The organism is Enterococcus sp. LJL51 (assembly GCF_054871795.1).
The window spans coordinates 14,032-37,915 of record NZ_JBTXLW010000011.1 but is presented as its reverse complement, the minus strand read 5'-3'; the positions used below and the strand labels follow the sequence as shown (position 1 = coordinate 37,915).

General features: G+C 36.9%; 20 protein-coding genes and 1 pseudogene. 6 read left to right on the top strand and 15 right to left on the bottom strand.

Annotated elements, in window-relative coordinates; all coding sequences use genetic code 11:
- Nucleotides 1–61: 61 nt before the first annotated feature.
- Complete coding sequence (locus tag ACYSNQ_RS11110; RefSeq protein ID WP_426083313.1) at nt 62–1,798, bottom strand: ABC transporter substrate-binding protein; 1,737 nt, start codon at nt 1,796–1,798, stop codon at nt 62–64.
- Between the two features lie 159 nt (nt 1,799–1,957).
- On the opposite strand from ACYSNQ_RS11110, the gene ACYSNQ_RS11105 reads away from it, so the two are divergent.
- A complete protein-coding gene (locus ACYSNQ_RS11105; RefSeq protein ID WP_426083311.1) occupies nt 1,958–3,175 on the top strand; it encodes an MDR family MFS transporter in 1,218 nt (405 codons plus the stop codon).
- A gap of 93 nt (nt 3,176–3,268) precedes the next feature.
- Here ACYSNQ_RS11105 and ACYSNQ_RS11100 read toward each other — a convergent pair whose 3' ends face one another.
- Nucleotides 3,269–3,826, bottom strand: coding sequence for an RNA 2'-phosphotransferase (locus tag ACYSNQ_RS11100; RefSeq protein WP_426083309.1), 558 nt, complete (start codon nt 3,824–3,826; stop codon nt 3,269–3,271).
- A gap of 118 nt (nt 3,827–3,944) precedes the next feature.
- Between ACYSNQ_RS11100 and ACYSNQ_RS11095 the strand changes: the two genes are divergently transcribed.
- On the top strand, nt 3,945–4,187 hold the full coding sequence (locus ACYSNQ_RS11095; RefSeq protein WP_426083307.1) for a GlsB/YeaQ/YmgE family stress response membrane protein: 243 nt from the start codon (nt 3,945–3,947) through the stop codon (nt 4,185–4,187).
- 123 nt (nt 4,188–4,310) lie between these two features.
- Here the strand turns inward: ACYSNQ_RS11095 and ACYSNQ_RS11090 are convergent, their stop codons facing one another.
- Nucleotides 4,311–4,619 carry an antibiotic biosynthesis monooxygenase family protein gene (locus ACYSNQ_RS11090; protein WP_426083305.1) on the bottom strand — a complete coding sequence of 103 codons (309 nt, stop codon included), beginning with the start codon at nt 4,617–4,619 and terminating at the stop codon, nt 4,311–4,313.
- A 269-nt stretch (nt 4,620–4,888) separates the two neighbouring features.
- Here ACYSNQ_RS11090 and ACYSNQ_RS11085 point away from each other — a divergent pair, with 269 nt between their 5' ends.
- Entirely contained in the window at nt 4,889–5,179 is a 291-nt protein-coding gene (locus tag ACYSNQ_RS11085) for a hypothetical protein (protein WP_426083303.1), read from the top strand.
- 92 nt (nt 5,180–5,271) lie between these two features.
- On the opposite strand, the gene ACYSNQ_RS11080 is transcribed toward ACYSNQ_RS11085, so the two are convergent.
- Both ACYSNQ_RS11080 and ACYSNQ_RS11075 read right to left on the bottom strand, forming a co-directional pair.
- Nucleotides 5,272–5,478: a hypothetical protein gene (locus tag ACYSNQ_RS11080; protein WP_426083301.1), complete on the bottom strand. Its 207-nt coding sequence runs from the start codon at nt 5,476–5,478 to the stop codon at nt 5,272–5,274.
- A 228-nt stretch (nt 5,479–5,706) separates the two neighbouring features.
- Entirely contained in the window at nt 5,707–7,242 is a 1,536-nt protein-coding gene (locus ACYSNQ_RS11075) for a hypothetical protein (RefSeq protein ID WP_426083299.1), read from the bottom strand.
- A 209-nt stretch (nt 7,243–7,451) separates the two neighbouring features.
- Here ACYSNQ_RS11075 and ACYSNQ_RS11070 point away from each other — a divergent pair, with 209 nt between their 5' ends.
- Entirely contained in the window at nt 7,452–8,777 is a 1,326-nt protein-coding gene (locus ACYSNQ_RS11070) for a Y-family DNA polymerase (protein ID WP_426083297.1), read from the top strand.
- On the top strand, nt 8,761–9,141 hold the full coding sequence (locus ACYSNQ_RS11065; RefSeq protein ID WP_426083295.1) for a YolD-like family protein: 381 nt from the start codon (nt 8,761–8,763) through the stop codon (nt 9,139–9,141). Before ACYSNQ_RS11070 ends, ACYSNQ_RS11065 begins: the two co-directional genes overlap by 17 nt.
- Before the next feature lie 875 nt (nt 9,142–10,016).
- Here ACYSNQ_RS11065 and ACYSNQ_RS11060 read toward each other — a convergent pair.
- From ACYSNQ_RS11060 to ACYSNQ_RS11045, 4 genes are all read right to left on the bottom strand, one after another.
- Nucleotides 10,017–12,467, bottom strand: coding sequence for an Ig-like domain-containing protein (locus ACYSNQ_RS11060; protein WP_426083294.1), 2,451 nt, complete (start codon nt 12,465–12,467; stop codon nt 10,017–10,019).
- Between the two features lie 635 nt (nt 12,468–13,102).
- Nucleotides 13,103–13,471 carry a DUF6578 domain-containing protein gene (locus ACYSNQ_RS11055; protein WP_426083292.1) on the bottom strand — a complete coding sequence of 123 codons (369 nt, stop codon included), beginning with the start codon at nt 13,469–13,471 and terminating at the stop codon, nt 13,103–13,105.
- Nucleotides 13,472–13,509: 38 nt separating this feature from the next.
- A complete protein-coding gene (locus tag ACYSNQ_RS11050; protein WP_426083290.1) occupies nt 13,510–13,761 on the bottom strand; it encodes a hypothetical protein in 252 nt (83 codons plus the stop codon).
- Nucleotides 13,762–13,859: 98 nt separating this feature from the next.
- Nucleotides 13,860–14,207, bottom strand: a complete 348-nt coding sequence (locus ACYSNQ_RS11045; protein WP_426083288.1) for a hypothetical protein — start codon at nt 14,205–14,207, stop codon at nt 13,860–13,862.
- Nucleotides 14,208–14,965: 758 nt separating this feature from the next.
- On the opposite strand from ACYSNQ_RS11045, the gene ACYSNQ_RS11040 reads away from it, so the two are divergent.
- Nucleotides 14,966–16,756 carry a heavy metal translocating P-type ATPase gene (locus tag ACYSNQ_RS11040; RefSeq protein ID WP_426083286.1) on the top strand — a complete coding sequence of 597 codons (1,791 nt, stop codon included), beginning with the start codon at nt 14,966–14,968 and terminating at the stop codon, nt 16,754–16,756.
- 278 nt (nt 16,757–17,034) lie between these two features.
- On the opposite strand, the gene ACYSNQ_RS11035 is transcribed toward ACYSNQ_RS11040, so the two are convergent.
- From ACYSNQ_RS11035 to ACYSNQ_RS11010, 6 genes and pseudogenes are all read right to left on the bottom strand, one after another.
- Nucleotides 17,035–19,380, bottom strand: coding sequence for an HAD-IC family P-type ATPase (locus ACYSNQ_RS11035; protein ID WP_426083284.1), 2,346 nt, complete (start codon nt 19,378–19,380; stop codon nt 17,035–17,037).
- 473 nt (nt 19,381–19,853) lie between these two features.
- Nucleotides 19,854–21,245 carry a M24 family metallopeptidase gene (locus tag ACYSNQ_RS11030; RefSeq protein WP_426083282.1) on the bottom strand — a complete coding sequence of 464 codons (1,392 nt, stop codon included), beginning with the start codon at nt 21,243–21,245 and terminating at the stop codon, nt 19,854–19,856.
- 15 nt (nt 21,246–21,260) lie between these two features.
- Entirely contained in the window at nt 21,261–22,022 is a 762-nt protein-coding gene (locus ACYSNQ_RS11025; RefSeq protein WP_426083281.1) for a DeoR/GlpR family DNA-binding transcription regulator, read from the bottom strand.
- 306 nt (nt 22,023–22,328) lie between these two features.
- Nucleotides 22,329–23,024, bottom strand: coding sequence for a hypothetical protein (locus ACYSNQ_RS11020; protein WP_426083280.1), 696 nt, complete (start codon nt 23,022–23,024; stop codon nt 22,329–22,331).
- Between the two features lie 10 nt (nt 23,025–23,034).
- Nucleotides 23,035–23,327 (bottom strand): annotated as a pseudogene (locus ACYSNQ_RS11015) (transposase); the annotation flags it as partial.
- A 202-nt stretch (nt 23,328–23,529) separates the two neighbouring features.
- Nucleotides 23,530–23,739 carry a hypothetical protein gene (locus ACYSNQ_RS11010; RefSeq protein ID WP_426083278.1) on the bottom strand — a complete coding sequence of 70 codons (210 nt, stop codon included), beginning with the start codon at nt 23,737–23,739 and terminating at the stop codon, nt 23,530–23,532.
- Nucleotides 23,740–23,884 lie beyond the last annotated feature (145 nt).

Here is a 23,884-nt window from a genome sequence, read left to right as displayed (position 1 = left end):
ATATTACCGCTTTTCCGGATTTTTTATTTTTTAAATCATTATCTTCATCCCTGTTCCATCGCTATACTGTGTCTCCTCTTTCAGCCCAAACTGTTCGTAAATCTAAATTACTAAAAAATTCTTTCCCCTGACGTTTGATCGTTGAATGAATTAGCTCCCTTTTTACTGGATGAGAGATGTAGACAAGAAAATAATTTGTTGTCAGCCACTGATCAATCTGCTCATAAACCAACTGCCGTTTAGAATAATCTTCGTTAAATTTCATTTTTTCAATTTTCTTATTAAGCACTGATAGAATAGCTTTTGAAAAAAGACGCTGACAAAATAAATTCGGATTAGAACAAAAATCTAAAAATGCCAATTCTTGATTAGCAATCGGTACGTCTGCTGCCATCATCATATCTGTTTCTTCTTCATATTCTTTAGTGTAAAAGGTTCCTGAAATCGGCATTTTTCGTAGCTCCAGCTGAATTCCGTAGGCTGCAGCCCGCTTTTGCAGCCACTCTGCTTTCTTTCTTGCTTCCAAATAACTAAAGGTACCTAAGGTCAATACTTCCCCTTGATAACCTGCTTCTTCCAACAACTCAGCAACTTTTGAGCATTCTTTTGGCACTGGTTTAGATTTTTCTGGATGAAATCTTGAGGCCGACATACCAATCGCCAATTCTTTTTTCATTTCTACTCCATCCAGCAGATGGTAGATTGCTTCCCGAAACTTTGGGTGCTGAATCACAGATTGGCTTTGGAAGTTAAACATCAGAAATTCTACCCCAACATTCTCTTTACTGTACTCTACATACTCATCCTTTTTTGAAAACTCTGCATCAGTCAATACCGTTACCGGCAGCTCCTGATTTTCAATAACCCAAAATTCAATTCGATCCATTAAGGGACGCAGACCATAATAGTCTTCAAATACTTCTAATGTTAACGACTGATCAGAATAATTTCTAATTTTAAACGGACCTGTCGAAACCCATCTCTTTTCATCAAAAGAAATATCATACGGCAGGATAGCTAAATTTCCCATTGCCAAGTAATGACCAAAAAAAGGTTCACCTTTATTCAGATGAATGGTTACAACATACTCATTATCACAGGATATATCTTTAATATTCTGCAGTTGCCAAGAAACAACCGATTCAGGATTTCGTGCCCGCAGCAGCGTGTATTTCACATCCTCACTTGTAAGCATTCTGCCGTGATGGAAACGGACTCCCTTTCGGAGAAAAAATGTCCATTGACAATAATCCTTGGAAACCCGCCAATGATGAGCCAGCCCCGGCTGCAAGCTGTGGGCTCCGTCTTCATATTGAAGAAGTGTATCTCCCAGCTGATGAATGAGAAACGATTCTCTTGAAACAGCAACTTTCAAAGGATCAAGTGAGGTGATTGGTCTTCTAAGTATGTAACGCAGAATGTCCTGATCATTTGAGCCCTGCTGTACGCCAAATAGTCCTTGTATTTCCTGAAAAACCTCATCAAACCATGCCTTGGGAATGTCCATTCCCAAGAGCTCTATCACATCATCCAATGAATTTGTTTCAAGTGCCTGTTCCACAATCTCCTGTACTTCCTGCTGAAACGGCGCCCTAAAAATCAACTCTGAGCCATTTCCTCTACCTCTTCCCGGAACATAAGTCAGCTTTCCCAGCGCTTCACACTGCTTTAGCCGCCGTTTGCATTGCTTCGCAGTACACAGCCATAAATCTGTCAGTTCCACTAGTTTAAAGGTCACTTTATTTTGCTTCTCCCGTTTCAAAAAAAATGCACGCAGCTGATAATAAATGAAATCCATCTCGTCAACTCCCATTCTAAAAGGGGACACGTTTTTAAAAATTAATCCCTTTTTAATACTACAAACCTCTTTTATAATCATATCAAACCATTTGATAATTTCAATGAAAGGAGTAATTTCATGTTAAAATCCCTACACCCTAATATTAGAGCGCGCATTATGATTCAATTTCTCAGCAAAGTAGTCGGTTCGATGGTTTTTCCGTTCATGGCTGTTTATCTGACAAAGGAACTAAATAGCGGCATTGCAGGCATTTTAGTAACGGTTAATGTCATCGTTCAATTTGCTGCTGGGATTTACGGCGGTCATTTGACAGACATTTTCGGACGAAAACAGCTAATGGTTCTTGGCGAATGGCTAAAAACTGCTGCTTATCTAGGTATGCTGCTGGCAAACTCCGCTCTCCTTCATTCGGTCTGGCTCACCTTTTTAATGATGCTGACAGTCAGCGTTGCTCAGGGAATGATTAATCCTGCTGCTGATGCTATGCTGATTGATGTCAGTACACCGGAAAACCGGGCATTTATGTACTCTATCAGCTATTGGGCTAATAATTTATCGGTGCTGATTGGCGTCATGGTTGGCGGCTGGTTTTTCCAAACACATCTATTTTACTTGTTGGCCGCCCTAGTTCTGCTTTCTCTTTTTACAACTGGCTTAACCATTAAAATGCTTTCTGAGACCATGACTAAAACCACTCATCAAGAAAAAAATGTCGGCTTAACTGCTGTCTTTAAAAACTATCAAACCGTCGTTATTGACCGTCGCTTCTTGTTGTTTACATTAGCCGGTATTGCTATTATGACAGTGGAATTTCAACGCAATAACTATGTTTCTGTTCGATTGGCAGAAGAACTACAACAAATGGTGCTGCACTTTGGTTCTCTAGGCAGCATCACTTTAGACGGCGTAAAAATTCTTAGTCTGTTGACAGCAGTCAACACGATTATGATCGTCCTGTTCACAGCTCCTGTCGCCAGTTGGGTCAGCGGACGTTCACAAAAGCCGATTATGTATACTGGCTTTATTCTATTCAGCTTTGGTTATGCAGTTACGGCATTTTCCAATCAACTGCTGGTATTATTCATTGCTACGATTGTTTTTTCTTTGGGAGAGCTGTTCTATGTTCCAACACGGCAAACAATTCTGGCTGAAATTATTGATAATTCCAAACGGGGAGCCTATGTAGCCTTTAATGGGATTATTTTCCAAGCTGGTAAAATTCTAGCCTCCCTTTCCTTAATGATTTCTCCGGCAATCGGAAAATATGGGATGGCTGCCTTGCTGATTTCACTAGGAATTGTAAGTATTATCCTGACAAACAGCTCATTAGCTGTTCAACCAAATCAGCCTCAGGAAACCTCCATTGACAATTAAAAGAAAAACGCAGTAGTTCACTGGATGCTGCAGTACCTGTCCCAGACTCATTGTGGTCACTACATATCCTGTTCAATTGCTGCGTTTTTCTATCTATTTCTGTTCTGTTATGATTTGTAAATAGTCAGCTGGAATCCTATCACTCAGCCAAATATCTTCCGGTTCGCGGTAAAATCTGATGCCTCCTTGAAAAGCTGCTTCTGCATTCACTTTGAATAATACAGGAGAACGGTCTCTTCGTTTGCCTACTGTAACTGCTGTTGCTATATCTGAAGACAGATGGACATACTGACGTTCTTTTGGAATCAATCCTTGCTCCAAAATCGAGGCTGTAAAACGGTGGGCTGTTCCGTGATAGAGAAACTGCGGCGGAACAGCTGCTGTCTTTTCAATTTTCTTCTTAATGCTATGCCCGTAAATTGCTCTTATTTTTTCATCCTTGATTTCCCAGCGCTTTTTGTCACTTCTTGCTAAAAGAGACAGTAACAGCTCCTCTGTCAACCCAAGATTTTCCTTGCAATTCATCTTTTCAATAAACCTCTTCACTGCTACATAACCTTCTTCATCTAAAATCAGGTCAAACTCTTCCGGCTTGTGTCTCAAGGCATATGAAATTGTCTTACTAATTTTTTCTTCTTGTTTTGTCAGCATATTTTTCACTCCGCTATATTTTTTCTAAAACGATTGAACTGAAATCAGTCCTCCGTCGGATTAGATTTCTATTATATTATGTTATCATGTAATAGAATTAATTGTTAGGAGGGATATTATGAGTTGGTTATGGACATTAATCGTTGGAGCAATTATCGGTTCGATTGCCGGATCAGTAACAAGCAAGGATAGACCCAGCGGATGTATTTTTAATATTATCGCCGGCTTGATTGGTTCTTCAGTTGGTCAAGCCTTATTTGGAGACTGGGGTCCTAGTTTAGCAGGAATGGCATTAGTACCTTCCATACTGGGTGCAGCAATTGTTGTTATTGTCGTTTCTTTCTTTACAGGTAAAAACTAATTTTGCTCATACTAAAAATAGACGTCTCAAAAACTGTTGCTAAAAACAGCTTTTGAGGCGTCTATTCGTTTTAGCATGATTTTTTCCTGCATTATATTTCTATAGAGAAACTCTTTTGCTGGATTAGGCAAACACCGTGTAGCTTTTTCTGATTTTATCTAAAACAATCTCTGGTCTGCTCTCTTTATTCTTATGAGCAGCCCGATGCTTTTCCAAATGTTCAGGCCGCTTTAACCAGGCTTGAAAATCCTTCTTATCCTGCCATTTTGAAACTAATGTGAACTCACAGGTATCCTTTGTTTCCGCATACCAGCACTCACTGGAGAGACAGTTCTCCCATGCCTGCATTGAGGCAACATCTTTCTTTGTTTTATTCTCGAAGGTTTCTTTACCTTCTTTTTTTATGATAAATGCAACGGTTTGAACAAACATCTTTTTGCACTCCTCTCCTCAAATGATAATGATTATCATTATTAATTATACCGTAAGTTTTAATTTTATGTAAGTCTAATCAGCTAAAGAGACCATTAATAATTCTTTCCGCCACGATTTCAATTATCTGTTTATTATTGCTACTTTAAACTATATCAATCACCTACTTTTTACTTTCTGAAAATTATCTTATTCTAGACAAACAGAACAAACGTTCGTATAATGATTATAGATAAATACTTCTATTTATAGAAAGCGAGGAGACTGTCATGAATGAAAGAAGCTACGTAGGAACAGCAGACAAGATTCGGCTAATTTCAGCTTTTCCAAATATGCTTGTCCGCTTTACCCTACATACTAAAGGAGAAGATATTAATTGTTTAGTGGCCAAAAGAGATTTAGCTAATCTGATGTTATTTCTTGAAAATAACCACTTTGAGCTTTCAGTATTTGGTCATTACAATAGCCGGCAGCAGCTTGTGATTGAAAAATTCATTGTCAGAAATCCCAACTCTTTTATTCGTGAATTCGTCTCAAAGCCATTGAAAAGTATTGCTTAATTGAACTGCTTTTTAGAAATATCAACAGTGAAAAAGCCGTAAAAGAGTGACTATTGCTACTCTTTTACGGCTTTTCTTTAATATTTGTATATTCACTCTGCTTGTTCCAGCTCTACAGTTTCTGTGTTATAGCAGTAAGTAGCAGCACCGCCATGATGAGCTTCCCCAACGAAATTCATTCGATCTTCTCTATTCAGCCAGGCTTCCCGGAAAAGAAAAAATTCAGCATTTCCTATTTTTAATTCACTGATTTCACCAGTTTTCAACTGCTCCAATAACTCTTCGTATTTATTTATCACCTTTTCACACTCGCTTTCTAAGAGATAATAGCATAGTTCTCCTTTGGAAAGTAGCTTGAAAAAGTTCTCTAAAAGACTGATTCAACGAATGGAGTGTTTATCAATGAAATGAGTTACTCATTCTAGTCAACAGCTCCACTGTTGCTCTCTGTATACTTGACACACAGCTCCATTTTTAACTATTTAGTTTTTATCCTATCTTTTACTATTAGATACACTTAAAGCCCCTTAGTCTAAAGTAAGCTTTTTACCATCTAAATACTTGAATAGAACATGTCTGCTTTGGATAATTTCTTCAAAAATTGATACAAGAACATTTATTTCTTTTTTTGGAGGTTCAGGATTATCAGTCTTTTTGACATCGATTTTTTTTGTATTTAAAAAGAACATAACTTTTAAAGAAGTTATTTCAAGAACAGAAACTTGTTCATACGTATATCGATAAGTAATATCTGAAAAGTGTCTTTTTACAGATTTTAGAAATGACTCTATTTGAACTTCATTGTTGTATATAAATATATTTATCCATTGGGACTCCTCACTTTTCATAATGTTGACCAACTTCTTAATATATAGGAAATTGTTATTAAACGGAGTAAGTCTGAAAAGCAAATTCGTATGGTTCGCCATAAACTCAGTGTTATTATTTCCAGAAATCAACTGATACTCCTCTAAAGATAATTTTTGGAATAAGTATTTAGACATATCTTTAATTCTTTTTCCATTTAAATCAAATTTTATTCCCAGTACATTAACATATTTTGCATAGCTACTATTGTCTATCTCCATAATTGCTGTGTTGTAAGGAATAACAAAAGATAACTGTTTGCTTTCTTTATAGAAATCTATTAATTCGTCTTTCTTTTTCACCTCTTTAAAACTACTTACTATTTCATCAGAAAATGTCAGCATTCGATTCCATACATCCTCTGACTCAAACAATTTTTGTTCCTCTGACAATGCCAGCAATAATCTCCCAATAGCGATCGACCAACCTATATCCTCCCGCAGCTTCCCTTCATCTCGGTTCAGTTTAAACTCTCGGGTAACCGGATTATTTCTAGCTTGATAATCAATTTTTATTGTATCTGATTTAAGATTTACACTAAATATTCTATTGGGTAAAGCATTATCAGTATTAAATTTTTCCTCTATAGCCTTAGTCAAACCTATAATACCGTAATTCATCATGTTATCATTACAAAATTTTATTATCTTCTTCAATTTTCTTTTTGGGTTAATATCATTTCCTTCGAAATACTGAATTATCTGTTTTTTCCCCTCCACATGTTTCAATGTGATATCAGGTAGTTTAGTTGTCATGGAAGAAAATACAATAGTTCTTAAAAACACGATAACTTCAATATAATTCTCTTCATTTAAAGATTGAAGAAATTCCTTATAAAATGTGTAATTCTTTTTAAATGTGTTGTGCATCGCTTCATCAAATGAATCCAGCATTTTGCAGTTGTCCTTAAATTTGCTTCTTGCCAATTGTACAGATATTTCAAAAATAAGACAAAGCTGTTCTTCATTTTTATTTACTCTTGAAAAGATGTAATCATATATATCCAAGTACTTTCGAGAATTATAAGCTAGATTATTAAACAACCAGCACAACTGTCCCAAATTTGTGAATATCGTCAGATATTCATGTACAACTTCATGTGCGATTATTGATAAGACTTCTTCTGGCTCAGCATCTGAATTAATAAAAATTGAATTATAATCATATACTCCACGCATCGTTCTATATGTCGCCATTGTTCCCTCCAAAACAAAAAATTTAACTGCTCTATTAAAACTAACAAAAGTAATCCTATATTCTTTTCATTATATCATTTAATAATAAACAGACTTACGGTCACTTTAAAAAAATCTATCCACACTTTCTGCTAATTATCTTATGCTAGACAAAAGGAACGTACGTTCGTATAATGGAGATGAACTATTTACGGAGAGGATGGATTACCATGAGGTTTGACTATAGTAAAGAGCCCCGCAGGGATATTTTATGTATTGATGTAAAGTCCTTCTATGCTTCTGTTGAATGCGTTCAGCTGGGCTTAGACCCATTAAAAGCGATGCTGGTGGTGATGAGTAATGCTGAAAATGCCGGCGGTTTGATTCTCTCTGCCTCACCAATGGCAAAGGAAAAGCTGGGGCTCTCAAATGTTATGCGAAAATGGGATTTACCTGATCATCCAGAGCTACGAATTGTGCCTCCTAGAATGCAGTTTTATATCGATGAAAATATGAAGATTAACAACATATACAAACAATATGTCGCAACTGAAGACATTCACGCCTACTCCATCGACGAATCCTTTCTTGATATTACAGCCAGTAAAAAGCTGTTTGGAAAAAACGCCTATGAACTGGCTGAAACAATTATGGCCCACATAAAAAAAGAAACTGGCTTAGCCGTTACTATTGGTGTCGGCGATAATCCGCTGCTGGCCAAAGTGGCGATGGATGTTGCGGCAAAACATAATGATTCCTATATCGCTGAATGGCGCTATGAGCAAGTCCCTGAAACGCTTTGGAAAATCAAATCGCTGACAGAAATGTGGGGGATTAACAGCCGAACCGCAAAACGCTTAGAAAAGCTGAATGTCCACTCAGTTTATGAGCTGGCTCATACAAACGAGTATGCCTTAAAGGATGAATTTGGTGTCATTGGACTTCAGCTTTATGCTCATGCTTGGGGGATTGACCGGACTAGATTAGCCGATTCTTATATCCCTGAAGAAAAATCTCTTAATAATAATCAGATTCTGCCTAGAGACTACCGCTTTCAACGTGAAATAGAAACGGTTTTACAGGAACTGACCGATCAGGTTGCAGCAAGACTGCGGCAGCAGGACGCTCAGACTCAATGTGTGGCGCTTTACATAGGCTACTCCAGCTGGTACAGAAAACAAGGAAACAAAGGCTTTCACCATCAGATGAAAATTCCCGCAACCAACCGTTCCAAGCTTTTGAAGGAATATATTTTAGAAATTTTCAGGGAGCATTGGACTGGAATTGAAGTACGCCGTATTGGTGTTTCTTTCTCAAAGTTAACTTACACTAATGCAATTCAACTGGATCTGTTCCATAATCCCCAAGCTCCGGTCAATGACCACAAATTAGATAATTTGATTGATGCTATCCGAAAAAAATATGGATTTACCGCTATTCTGCATGCAAACTCACTGCTGTCAGGAGGAACCGCTGTTAGTCGGGCTTCACTGATTGGCGGTCATGCTGGTGGGATGGATGGTTTAAGGAGTGAATACGATGCCAAAAAATACTGATTTAAACGCCTTTTATTTTCAAGAATACAAAGATCGGGGAATGCTGAAATGGCAGGGAATGTATCTTTCAGAACATACAGCTGAGCTTGCAAAAGAGCAGCAGAAAGAACAGCACATAATCAAAAGAAAGCCGACTATGACTGAAACTGAAATTCAGGAAATTCTGGCTGCTGCTTACAAATATCAGCAAACTATTGCGGTTCAACTGGACATGCGGGATACAGAAAATAATTATTTTGAAGATATCACTGGAATAATCAGCGGCTTTGATGAACTGGGATTATATATAGATACAACAAGTATTCCTTATGAGGCTATTCATCATGTGGAGATTATTCCCTTTAAAAAATGGAGTGAAGTTTAGAAGAAAAACAGCTTAAGTTTATTTATATTTCAAACTATTCTAATCTAATAGCAAAATCAAAAAAGAGAATGTGGCATCCATATGTCTCCATCCTCTAAAACCAAATAAGTAGTATTTTGAAAGCCATCTCTTCGAAATAAGGAGGAATCTGATTTCCAAAATCCTTTCTCTTATTCGTTTTTTTAGTAGTTTAGCTGGTTACTTTCTCGCTGCAGCTGACATTTATTAATAAAAAAATGAATGAGACACACGTAGTATGAATCACATTGAAGAACCAGTTATAAGAAGATTCACTTATCCTATAACTGGTTCTTTTCTATTTATTTCGTAATAGATTTAATTAATCGAGTCCGAAGCTCTCATTCTTCCTTTTCACAATTCGTTTGCTTCTACTATAAAGATACAATGAAACAAAAAATAAAATACATATTACTGGAGATATCATTATACCAAATATTGGTAATACCCAACCCCATGCTAAAAAATCACCTGTTAGTACTACAGTTAATGCACAGGGTATTACTATCAATGCTGCGTTTAATATTAATAATACTGAACTAACCTTTAATACGATTTTCACTTAACGCTTACTCCTTAATTTTGACTATAGTGTGATGTCCATTTGTAAAGCCTATTATCTTATTCATATAATTGTTTTCTAAATCAAAATTAGTCTCTAAATTAGACCTTAAGCTTGATAGATATCTTCAACTTTCATGCTCTCCTGAACTCTTTGCACCGCTTCTTACTTATCTTTTGTAATGTTGAAGTACAGCTCTGTCAAATAAAAAACGCTTAAAATGAACTTACAGATCTTATTTGCTGTACAAAAAGCAAAACCACCCGTAAGAGGTAGTTTTGCTCTTCTAATTACATTATTTAATAGTTAAAGCAACAGTTACTTTCTTTCCGCCATCTTTTGAAATAAAGGTAATCGTAGCTCTTCCAGCTTTGATTCCTGCTACTTCTCCATTTTCAGAAACAGTGGCGACTGCTGAATTAGAGCTTGTCCAAGTTCCTTTTTTATTAGAAGCATTTTGCGGTGTAAATACAGATGTGATTTGCTGCTGTTCACCAACCATAATCGTTTTTGAGGGAATGCTCAATTTCACGCTTTTTACTGGTATTTCCTCTTGAACAGTAATTACACTCGATATTTTTTTCGCTCCATCTTCTGTCAAAACAGTAATAGTTGTTTTTCCTGAATTTTTAGCTTGTACAAGACCAGTTTCTGAGATTGTAGCAACTTCTGAATTTGAGCTCATCCAGCTCACTCGCTGATTCGAGGCATTTACTGGTGTGAGTGTGGGGATAAGCTGTTGTTCTGTCCCAACAATCATCGTCTTATTTGCTATAGTCAGCTTAATACCTGTCACTGGACGTTCTTCTTTTACGGTAATGACAGCCGCTGCCTTTTTATTTCCATCCATTGTAAGCACAGTAATTGTCGTTTTTCCTGATTTTTTCGCTGTTATCCTCCCATACTTATCAATTTCAGCGACAGCTGAATCTGAACTTGTATAGGTTATTTCAGGATTGGAAGCATTGCTAGGTGATACAGTTGAAAATGCACGCTGTTCCGTTCCAACAATCATTGTTTTATTTGAGATTTCAAGTTTCACACTTTTTACTGGAATTACTTTATTCACTGTTATCGTACTGGTCGCTTGTTTCCCGCCATCTTCTGTTGTCGCTGTAATAGTTGCTGTCCCAGCTTTGATTCCCTTTACGGTTCCATCCGCACTGACTTCGACGATTTTAGGATTAGAGCTGCTCCAAGCTACCGTTTTATTTTTGGCAAAATCAGGGATTACAACTGCTGTCAACTGCTGACTTTCTCCTTCAAATAATTCTTTTTTCTCAGGAGTAATTTTCACTCCTGTTACAGCTGGGTCAACTGTATTAACCTCACAAACCGCACTCTTCTGATTTACACCTTGCCCTACTTTAACGGTAATTATATTTCTTCCTAATCGGTGTCCAGTATACACCCCATTCTGGTCTATCGTGCCGTAAGAACTGTCTGAAACTGACCAAATAAATACTTTATCAGTAGCGTTTTCCGGAGTTACAACTGGAGTCAGCGGAGTTGGTTCTCCTGCATAAACCTGAATTTTTTCAGGGACAAAGCTAATTTGTTCAACTGGAATAGCCGGAACAACAGTCACTGTTGCTTGACCGATTCGTTGTCCATCTTCCGATTCAGCAGTAATAACTGTTGTTCCCGGTTGATGGCCTGAGACAAGTATATTTCTCGATTCATTCTGTCCAACATTTAACGAGTTATCACTCACACTAGCTACACTTGGTTCTGAGCTACTTAGCTTAACATACTTATTCGTTGCATTTGTTGGTGTAATAGAAACTGCCATTTTCTCGGTTTCACCAACACCTACTTGCAGCACTTCTGGAGTTATGCTGATTTCTTCCACCGAAACTGGCGTCCCAAAGGCACTATAATGAGCAAAGGCGTAGCTCATTATACCGTTTGAATGATACGTGTTAAATCGAGCACCAGTATTTTTAGTTGTATATTCCTGCACATTAATCGCCATTGCTTGTTGATTATTTGGATTATAAATTGGTCCACCGCTAGAAACTGGTTTTGAATCTAAAATATAGTCAATTGTATCTTTGGATTCTTTCACAAGGGTACCTACCGTTTGGGTCAGCATTTTACCTTTTCCATCTGAATGATATCCGCTTAATGTATATGGGGCAGGTAATTCCTGAGTCAAACCAAACCAGCCATTTTTCTCTCCGGCTGGCTCTGACAGCTTAATCGCTCCCATATCATAATTTGGTGTGTAGTATTCCAGCCGCCCTCTGGGAACCATAAAAGTAGTTGATGTCACTTTTTTGTAGTTTCCCATATCATAGAGGTTGTTCTCTGTTCCTTCCTCAATCAGATATACATTAACTGATTGCGCCCAGCCGCCAAGGTCAGGTGCATATAAGCAATGCCCCGCAGTTAAAACAGTGTCAGCGGATACTAAAAATCCTGTTCCTTCAGCAGATGCCTTAGGAAATTTAATTTCCAAAAAAACAATTTTTCTGTACGAGGACTGTGTTACATCCTCAACAACTACACGATCATCCTCTCCAAAAATCTGACGTGGAGACTTTTGAACAGGCCAATTCCCTTCTGACGGGAAGGTTTCTAAAGGAATTTTCTTTTCATATTCCATCAGATAATCTGTAGGGACCACCCGTCCATCGTTGTACACAATATCTGACGACTGATTGCTTCCTGCTTGTCCAACAATTGGCTGCAGAAATAACCCTATGACAACACAAAATAAACCTAGCCAACAATTCTTTTTCATTTCTCATTCCTCCTAAAAATTTGTCTATAAATGGTACTTATTTAGTATATCATGATTAAATGAGCCTAGGTCAATACCTTAAACACAATTTAAATATAGATATTTGAGTTATTTAGGCTTTTTCAGATTTCCAAACTTCTGTGGCATTAAGACTTGAAGAGATGGGACCATAATCAGATTTTCTTCTGACTATGGTCCCACCTCTATTTTATCCTAACAAACTCATTTTTAAGACACTACCAAACTCAAGATAAATAACACTAAACTAAACTTTCCAGAATCATTCTATATTCATTATTTGGGAATTTTAAATGAAGAAAGCTACTCTGCAAATAATATAGCTATTAACTGCTTTTCTTCCAATGTCAATGAAGTTTCCAGCAGCTCTTGTTGTTTCCCGTAAGGCTAGGTACGTCTTGTGTTTCAGTGTTGCGGATATGCCCTTGATTGTTATACACTTCAAAAATGACGATCTCATTTGATTCTTAGTTTGATTGTTGTTTTGAGAGTAAAAGACGAGTCTGGACCGTAAATACTGAGTCCAGACTCGTTTTAATTTTTTCCGTTTCTGTTTATTTAAAAAACAATTATGAGCTCTTTTCTTTTGTATCTCAATGGATAACCATAAAGCAAAATTACTCCACTTGGAGTTTTACCAAATAACCAGCAAAATCATAATTTTTTTTATTTTTTTCGTATCCCGTCACTTTATTTGAAGTTCCTTCAAATAAAATATCTATTGGTACATATACATTTCTTTTTTCATCTATTTGATAAGTTAGATAAGTCTTATCAATTGAAACTATTTCTCCTCTTATCTCCTCATATTTCTCCAACTCATCTAAATGATTCTCCAAATAATAGTCAATATTAAAATTATCTAGAATTGTAGAATTATCATTTGTCCAATTTACTACTGTCCAGTTGACAATCTCATTCAGGCAAAATGGATTACCACAACATTGCATTTGCCAGTCAGCAACCCATATCACAACATGTTTCATCAATAATAGCTCCTCTCTGCTATAAACGTAAATACATCCTAATCTCCATTAGCGACGACAATATTGCCATTTTTAATCGTGTCATTTAAAAACTGAATTGTTTTATCTAAGCCAGGGTCATCCTCATCTTTGTAATTCAATAAAACTTGTTTTTCTTTGATTTCCATCAAAATTGGCAAGAGAATTTTTTGCTTTGGTACACTTAACACAGTATCACCATAAGGATCTAATTCAAATAATTTCTCAATATCATTGCTAAACAAATGCGTGCTTTGATAGACTAATTCCACAAAATTTTCATCTAAAACTGAAAAATCTGATTGAAATCACATCTTGCCATCTTCACCTTGTTTAAAAAATGCTATTCCCATTTCCGTCACTCCTTACTCTATTTAAGGGGTGCTTCCTTTAAACTACGCTCATTCGCTTCCTCAAAGGTTAGAGAAAGTATCGATTTATGCTTTTTCTCAAACTCAGCAACTGACCGCCAAGTTCTCATCTCATCTTCACTGATTCTGCCACCTAATTCTTTAGCCAGCTCTAGGACAACAATATACATCGCCCGCTTATCTACAGTCATAAGTTTAATATGTGTGAAAACAAATTCAATGATATTGCTATCTTTTAAAGGATTTATTTCAATGTATTCAAAATAAATTTTAGTTTTGACTTCACTCCACTTTCCATCATTAAGCCATTTATCGAGAGATACAGCCAATTTAAATTCATTCTGCAAACTTTCATCATTTCCAGCATGGGATATTTCAAGCTCTTTACCTTTTTTTCTTTAAACCACATTTTTTCAGCTAATTCTCTATATCCAAAAGAAGTCCTCTTTCCATTTGTTTCAACATAAATTCTCATTTTTTCACCTCTATTTTGCTTTCAACCAAACCCACGCTCGGTAAATGTTATCTACTAATTCGACAGATTTTCCTTTATCCATTCCTTTTTAAGAAGAGCTGTTCATCTATTATCATTGTCACATTCTAGACTAATGGTATAATTTTATTCTAACATATAGATTTTTAAAAATAGTTAATTATCATAAAAATATTTTTTAGATTTTTAACATAATAACATAAATTTAATAGCGATAGACAATCCCGCTTTCGTTAAAAAGATTTTAAATTGCTTTTTTATATTTTATGTACAAGCCCGTCTCCATTTCAGATATACATCATTACTTTTTTACTATAAGCAGAGTACACAACTAAGCTTTTTTTTATCGAAGAACGCCGTTTTCAAGTCTACATTCTTAATTAGAAAAAGGTGTTAATGATTCTCTTTATCATTTAAATACTCCCATTTTTATTCATTGATACTTAGTGGTATGCTGAGCTTGAAGATAGCTCTTCTGTAGGAATATTTGGTCTGGATAGCTTTAGCTTTTTCTTAATTTCTTGTAGTAATCTACGACTTCAAACCGATTAGCTGCTTTTCCAAATAATGAAGAACTGTTTTTAATACATATAAAAATGATGGGGTGAAAATATGAGTAATTTGAAAAAGCTGATTCTCGTTGCTTTAGTCGGTATTATTTCTCTTTTTGCAGAATTCGTTCTGCATCAGCCTGCAATTGCTTTCTGGCTGATTGTTGTTGTCGGCGGTATTACTACTGTTTCAATGCTAATTGGCATGATTGAAACCTTGAAGTCCGGCAAATACGGGATAGATATTTTGGCTATTACTGCAATTGTAGCTACCCTGCTGGTAGGAGAATATTGGGCAAGTTTGATGGTCTTAATCATGCTGACAGGTGGAGACAGCCTAGAAGATTATGCTAGCCGACAGGCAGGGCGTGAACTGAAATCACTGTTGGATAATTCCCCACAAACAGCTCATAGACTAATCAATGAAGCTATCGAAGATGTCCCAGTTGAGGCCGTACGTATCAATGACTTACTTTTAGTTAAGCCTGGTGAGATTGTTCCCGTTGATGGGAAAATAGTTACCGGTGAAACAACGGTGGATGAATCTTCGTTAACGGGTGAATCAAAGCCTATTGAAAAGAAGGTTCACGATTTACTTATGTCCGGCTCGATTAACGGTGATGCCGCAATTCATGTCAAAGTCGTACGAGAAGCCACCGATAGTCAATATCAGACCTTAGTAAAGCTGGTCAAAGAGTCTGAAGCTAAGCCGGCTCACTTTGTCAGACTGGCAGACCGCTACGCCGTGCCTTTCACTTTAATTTCTTATGTCATCGGTGGAGTAGCCTGGTTCCTCTCTAAAGACCCCGTTCGCTTTGCAGAAGTCTTAGTCGTCGCCTCTCCTTGCCCATTGATTTTAGCAGCACCAGTTGCTCTAGTTGCAGGTATGAGCCGTTCCAGCAAGAATGGTATCGTGGTAAAAACGGGTACGACTATCGAAAAATTAGCATCAGCAAAGAGCATCGCTTTTGATAAAACTGGAACATTGACCGAAGGCAGATTATCCGTTGCTGAAGTTCATGTTGAACAACCCGAGTATTCTCAAAAAGAGCTGCTGCAGTATGCTGCCAGTACTGAGCAGGAATCTACTCATATTTTGGCTCGTTCTCTGATTGCCTATGCAAAGGAAAAAAATATAGCACTAATGCCTGTAAAGAATTTAGAAGAAGTAACTGGTATGGGAATTCAAGCAGTTGTTGCTGGTATTTCCATCCGAGTTGGAAAAAATCATTTTGCCGGTCGAGAAACAGGAATAGCATCAGAACAGACCATAGTCTATATTTCATTAAATGAGCAGTACGTTGGGTATATCGCCTTTAAAGATATTGTCCGTCCGGAATCTAAGCAGACTGTTGCACAGCTTTCAAAATTAGGTGTTGTAAAAACAATTATGCTAACTGGCGATCAGTTGTCCATTGCCAAGCAAATTGCTGATCAAGTAGGCATTTCTGAGATCCATGCCAACTGTTTGCCGGAAGAAAAAATTCAAGTGCTCAAGAATGTATCCCAAACTGAGCGCCCAATCATTATGGTAGGCGACGGAGTAAACGATGCGCCTGCTTTAGCAATAGCAGATATTGGTATTGCTATGGGGGCCCATGGCTCAACCGCCGCTAGCGAAAGTGCAGATGCAGTTATCCTAAAGGATGACTTAACCCGAGTATCAGAGGCTGTCCGCTTATCACAAAACACGATGAAAATTGCCCGCCAGTCTGTTTTAATTGGCTTGATTATTTGTATTATTTTGATGCTGGTCGCAAGTACAGGCATAATTCCTGCTCTAATTGGAGCCATACTTCAAGAGGTCGTCGATACTGTGTCAATTTTATCCGCATTACGTGCTAGAAAATAGTACGCTGCTTTATACAGCAGGCCTGAAAGACTAATTGATTTCATAAAAAAATTAGTAGAAAATAGCTACTCCTTCCATAATAAAAACCGCAGAAAGAGAAGCAATATCCTCTTGTTTTCAAGAGAATATTCATTCTATTCCTGCGTTTTTTCATATCGCTGCAGCTCTAGATAGATTAAGAGCAATTATTTTCATTACTTATAAATAAAAAATGATGTTCAAATCCTTCTTCTGAAGATACAATAGTCATCTCATTAACAAGACTATCCTACTTTTTTCTATTTCTGCAAATCTTTTCCTCGCAGTAAAAGATACTTGTGTATTTTACTAGTGAGACCCTCAAATATACGCTGGAAAAAGGCTGTATAATTTAAAAGAGCAACCAGTAAAACAAGATTTATAAATGTGGCAGCTCCTATATTAAATATCTCTTTGCCTGCAATCAATGCCGCAAAGAAAACGAACTGGGTGCACAGGAATATTGCCGTTCGATAATTATTAACCGGCGGATAAATTTTTTTCTGAACAACTCTGTAGTTCCATGCAGTAAAAATCATGCACATCAGTGCCAACGCCTGACCACTACTTCCTAAGAAATGCCCAATATTAATAATTAACAATGTACCCAACGCAATCGTACAGGCTGGGGGAAAGGCTTTTGTGAATATCTCTTCCAAAAACTTAACTCGTACTTTGTTGAAATCTGCTTCAAGGTTAAGAAAAAAGGTTGGAATTCCCACAAAGCAGGCATTTATGATTGTTAACTGAATCGGCTCAAAAGGATAAACCGACCCAATCAATAGGGTACCCATTGTAATTAAAATAGAATAGAGTACTTGAACTAAAACTAAGGAGCCCGAACGTGTGATATTGTTAATCACCCGCCGGCCTTCATCCATCACTGCAGGCATTGCTTCAAATTGATTTTCCAATAAGACTAGGTTTGAGGTCTGCCTTGCTGCATCCACTCCTGAAGCCATTGCAATAGAACAATCTGCTTCCTTTAAAGCCAAAACATCATTCACACCGTCGCCAGTCATTGCTACTGTATGCCCTAATTCTTTTAACAGGATAATCATTTCCTTTTTCTGCTGCGGGGACACTCGCCCGAAAATCTGATATTTCTCTACAGCTGTTTTCAATTCTTCTTTAGAGGAGATAGCCGAAACATCTACATAGGCATCCGCTCCAGGTAAGTCCACTCTCTTAGCAATTTGAGAAACGGTAACTGGGTCATCACCTGAGATAATTTTACACTGCACCTCTTGGTTATCAAAGTAGCTAAGAATTTCTTTCGCATTTTCGCGAATTGTATCTGATAGAAGAAAAAGAGCAACAGCAGTCATATCCTCAGGCAGCTGATTATTTTCAAATGCCGTAGAGCTGTGTCCTAAAACAATTACACGATAGCCTTCTTCCGCATAGCTTCTTTCCTGACTCAGCAGCTCTTCATGACCATGTAAAAATAGAAACGAAGCCGCCCCCAGATAATAGGTTCCTTGTTCTTTAAAGGTAACTGTACTAAATTTACGCTCGGATGAAAAAGGAGTGACGGCCATTGATTCAAAAGTGTTCTTTGCTGAGAAAAACTCTCGTAACGCTACAGCTGTTGGATTTTTATCAGGTAAATAAGTCATCATATTTCCCATAATTTCATGGACTGCTTCTTCAGACTCAAACGAAACCATTTCTTCCACTGTCATTTTACCTTCGGTAATCGTACCAGTCTTATCTAAACAAAGAACATCCACTCGTGCCAATGCATCGATACAGTTAAGCTCTTGTACGAGCACCTTTTTTCTGGCAAGATAAACAGCACTAATCGTTAAGGTGACACTCGTTAACAAGAAGAGCCCCTCTGGAAACATACCTACAGCTGCCGCAACAGTATGCAAAATCGCATAGTCTACCGTAGCATGTGAAAAAAAATACTGTTTCAAAAAAAGCAAGCTACATAACGGAATCAGCAGCATGCTGACCCATTTGATTATTTTGTTTAATCCGCCTTGAATGAGATAGGTTTTCTTTTTGATTGTTTTTGCTTCTTTAGTGATTTTTTGAATATAATTATCTTCACCGACACGAATTACCTGACATACAGCACTACCAGATGTCACAAAGCTGCCGGAAAACAGCTCAGCATTTTTCTCTTTGTAAACACTATCCGCCTCGCCAGTCAGCAACGATTCATTCACTTCTAGCGTTCCCTCAAAAATTCTGGCATCCGTTGGTATTTGATCTCCGTTTTCAAGAAAAAGATAGTCATCTATCACTAGTTGATTGATGGAGATTGTCTGTAATCTATTGTCTCGATAGACTTGGGCAGTAGACACTTTTATAAGGGCCAGCTTATCCAATGTCCGTTTTGCCCGAATTTCCTGAAACAGATTGATAACAACATTGCTCAGCACCACAAATACAAACAGGCCATTTTGATAAGAACCTGTAAGAAAAACGAGGAAAAAAAGCATTGTATTAACTATATTAAAAAAAGTAAATATATTTGAAAAGAAAATCGTTTTATAAGAACGAGATGTATTTTTTTTCACTTTATTTACTTGCCCATTTTGTATTCGCAGATTTACTTCCTGCGTCGTCAAACCGTATGAAACATCATTAGCCATCTATCATCGTCCTTCCAATTATGCCCTTAGGCTCTATAATAAATGAGATACCGCTAAAAAAACATGCGGCTTTAGTCTTAAATTTTATGTACTCCTTATCACCATTTATGCATAGCTTACTGTTTCTCTCTAGGCAACCATTTAGCTTTTAATCAACTCAGTAAAGCCTAGTCTACAAGCGGGTGCTGATAAAAAATACTTTTTCTGATTAACCATGCACTTATCATAAAGACTAGCTTTTTTAATTAATCTAGTTATTAACTGGAAAATAGTCTCAGTCTCTTTTTTTAGAAATAAATACTTCTAAACCCTAAGTCTACCATTGCCAATTACACTTTGCCATAAATTAATTTTATAGTTATTCCATTATTGGCTTTTGTAATACTTGATTTCATTCTATTTTTAACAAATAAGGCGTAGAACTTGGGGAAATACGAAAAAAAGCTTAAGGGTTTCCCTCTAAGCTTTTTCATTTATTCACAATAGAACGCCTGATCCTTAGCCAAATAGAATGGTCTTAAATAGGCAACTGTATTTGATAACGGCAATATTTCCTCGCTCAGCTGTATATTCAAGACTTCTTTAATATACTTTCTTCTTGTGAGGATTCGTTGCCACAGCTCTGGATACTGTTCTTGAATTTCCAACTGCAGTTTATCATCCGCCAATGCCACACACTCTTCGGCACTCACCCCGGTATACCCAGTAATAGAAGGAATGATGTCTATTTGTAAAATCATTCCGCTTTTTAATAACTCATTTGATTCACTATAAATCGGCGAAGACATCCATTCTTCATCAGCTACTAAATGCCCTGGGTTTAAGTGCCAATGATACATTTCTTTTGGAAATACGTCTTCAATGGCTTGATAAATCTGTTTCCCCTTGATACCCGATTTTACAGTTTCCAGCCAAGTAGCAACTGCATTAAAGTATGGCTTAGCCACCCGTTCTAAATAGTCGCTTTGTTCCACTGGCAGTTCACTTTCACTAGAGATAACAAACCCTGTTCTACTAGATAAACCGCCTTTGAAGGCTGTTGTTAAGGATAAAGGATCTCCCTTTTTAACTTGCTTGTAGGTTGGATAGATTACCCCACTCTCGAACCGCTGTCCAGTTGCCGCAATGGTTACAACTGTATTGTATTGACCTTCTGCAGCTAATAGATTGCCTAACTCAGCTTCTTTTATGCCAGGTTCTACAGCATCCATAGCTGTTAAAATACAGTTGGATGCTAAGTTAGCACCATATTCATAATGAGCAATCTCGTTTGCATTATTTGTCGTTCGAGTACCGTTCTCTCCGCCAATCAAAAGATGAGCCGCATTTTCCAAAACAGCTGTCGAATCGATGCTTTCTTTAATCGCTGCTACAATAAAATAAGGAATATCAAAATAAACAGCCGGATTGGTATTCTTTGGTGTAAACATCTTCCAGCCAATCAACCCAATTTTCTTCATGTTATTAAATCCAAGCTCGTCAAAAAGCGTTTCTAATGGTTGTTCATTATCCATAGGCTGATTTGGCAGGGAGAAGAACGGACTGTGTTTTAAGGTCACCGGAATTCGAGAAAATTTTGCCATTTTTAGATTCTCATTGCCTAAAATCACGGTAGCGTTCCCTGTATTCTCTAGAACCAGTAATCCTTCTTCAAAACGCGGGATAAATCCCGTTAAATATTCAAAATTCCCCCCATGTTCTTTATCCGCATAAATAACTAGAGTATCGTAGCCCTCTTCGTTCATTCTGCTAATTACTTTCTCTTTACGTTCTGCCATGGTTGTATTTGATAATATTGTTGGAGCTACACCCTCATGTTTTTTAGGTGCTGTTATTTCCTTTAATTTAACTGTTTTGTTTACCATTCCAAATCTCCTTCGTTAATGTTCTGTTAAAACAAGCACAACATTTTTTTCATTCAAAGCTTGTATAAACTCTTGATCAGGCTCCATATCTGTAATTAAGTAATCAATATCAGATAATTCACAGACCTTAAAAAAGCCTGTCGTGTCAATTTTTGTATGGTCAGCTACAGCAATTACTTTGGCTGCCTGCAGAGCCATCTGACGTTTTACAAGTCCTTCTTCTTCCGTGTGAATAAATAGACCCTTACCAGATATTGCAAACACACCTAAAAGTGTATAGTCTGCATTATACTGTTCTAGCTTTTGAATTGTTTCACTCCCATATAAGAATAGTTGTTCCTTATGGAGCTTTCCAGGCAAAAGAGTCACTTCACCTTTCTTATTTTTCGCCAAAAGCTTGGCGTGAGTTAGTGAGTTAGTAATTGCATAAATATTTTTGTCTTGCAATTGAGGAATAGCCGCTTCCACAGTTGTCGAGGAATCAAAGATAACGCTGGAATTATCCTTAATAAGCTCTGCAGCTTTTTGCGCTATTTTTTCTTTAATTAAGTGAAACTTTTCTGAGCGTTGATCATAATTAAAAATCATTGCCTCCCGGTTGTTTAGAACCGCACCACCGTGCGTTCTTTTCACGACATTTTGCTTCTCTAATTTAATTAAATCCCGCCGGACAGTATCTTTAGATACTTTAAGTTCCTCTACAAGCTTTTCAATCGTGGCACTTTTATGTTCCTCTAATACACTTTTAATTCTTTCTAATCGTTCTTCAATCAGCATGTTTTTCTCTCCTCGTTAATTAACGATAACACTGATTGCATTTTTTTGCAATATAAAGCAAAAACATTTTAAAAGTAATTATATTATCGCAAAAAAATGCAATTCCGTTTTATAGTGAGCTTCCCTATTCTTATTCTTCATTTACGAAAGTTTTAGCCATTAACAATTATAATTTTTTTCAGACACATTCCAAAACTTAGAATATATTTGACTACACTTGATGTTCCCAGCATAAATAAAAAGACCACTTCCAAAAATTTAGCCTTTTAGACTAACTTTTGAAGGTGGTCTTATACTGTTGAAAAACTACTCAATCAGTGAGTTTAGAAAACCTAAATGGAAAAAGTACCCTAAGACTCCAGGGGTTTCATTCACTACTTTCGTGTAAACAACTTGGTCTTTACCAACATTTACCCAAACGGTTTGTTTTCCGTCTTCTCCCAATGCAGATTGCCCAATTAGCACTTTTGCTTCGTTGTAAATTTCGATTGATGTAGCTGAGCCGCTTGAAGAAAGACTTACTTTTAACGCCTTGATTGAAACGGTTGAAGGTGTTCTATACGCTTTATAATAAGCAATTGGATGACGCTCATTAAATGTTGCGCCAAATCCGGAAAGGTACCCTGTGGAAGGTATTGAACTATGACTTAGACTTAATGTTTCAACTCCATATTCCTTCGTTGCATCAAACGGATCCTGTATTTTGATTTCATATATTTTATCCGCAACATAATTATTAACCATGGTACTACTTTCAACCCTTATAAAATAAGCTTTACCAGCTTCCAAATCATAAGCTGGGCCATTTACAAATGTCGCTGGATGTGATTTCTTTTGAACACCATTTTCATCAAAAACCTGAATACCGCCAGTAACTATTATTTTATATGCACCATCATAAGCCGGACGAATCTTAAACATGTCGACATCAGATTTGCTGTCACGATTGTTTTCACCTCTAAGAACTGATGAATCGCCAATGTCTGTTGCTGTTTCAAACATATTTCCATGGTCGTCTACTGACTTGTTCGTGGTTCGCTAACCAGCGCATAGGTAGCTGTCATCCAACAGAAATTCCATTTTCTGACCAGAAAAGACACGCTGAGTATACGCATACAGAATAATTTTTAATAGCATCTTCGGGTGGTAGGCCGGTCGGCCTAATTGCTCTTCTAGTTTATTAAAGAGTGTTTGCGGCATTGCTTCGACTAAGGCATTAACCGCAAAAGCGACGTCAGTTTCAGGAATAAACTGTTCCAACTCTAATGGTAAAATCGTTTGATTAATGGTATAATTTTTAAACATAAAAGCACGCTCCTTTTGATTGGGTTTAGGCACTTTAATCATACAAGGCTGTGTGCTTTTTGTGTACCCTAAAATTAAAAAAGTAGGACAATAATCAGATTTTCTTCTGACTATTGCCCCACTCTCGTTACTTGAGTTACGTACTATTACTCACTCTTTATCGAAAAAATATGAATAAATTTTATTTTGTGTTAATTGACTGTCACGAAGAGGATGACTGCTTTTTCGCCTGTTTTTCCAAACGTTCACATTCAGCAACAACTTCCCTAAAACAGGTCGCTTTAGCTTCATATAGTTTGATCGTACGCCCAAAGAAAATTAATGACTGAATCCTCTTCTGAAGAAAAGCTTTTAACTTCTGATCAGCTGCTTCATATGCAGCTTCTAACTCATTCAATTTAGTTAATGTCATCCTGTCCCCCCCTATACTTAAGAAAAGTTAACTACAAATACAATCATAACATTATCTTATATATAACAAAAATATATTTTAAATATTTATTTTTATTCATGATAGATTCGTTTTTTCATTGATTTAAAAAATAAAAAATGATGAG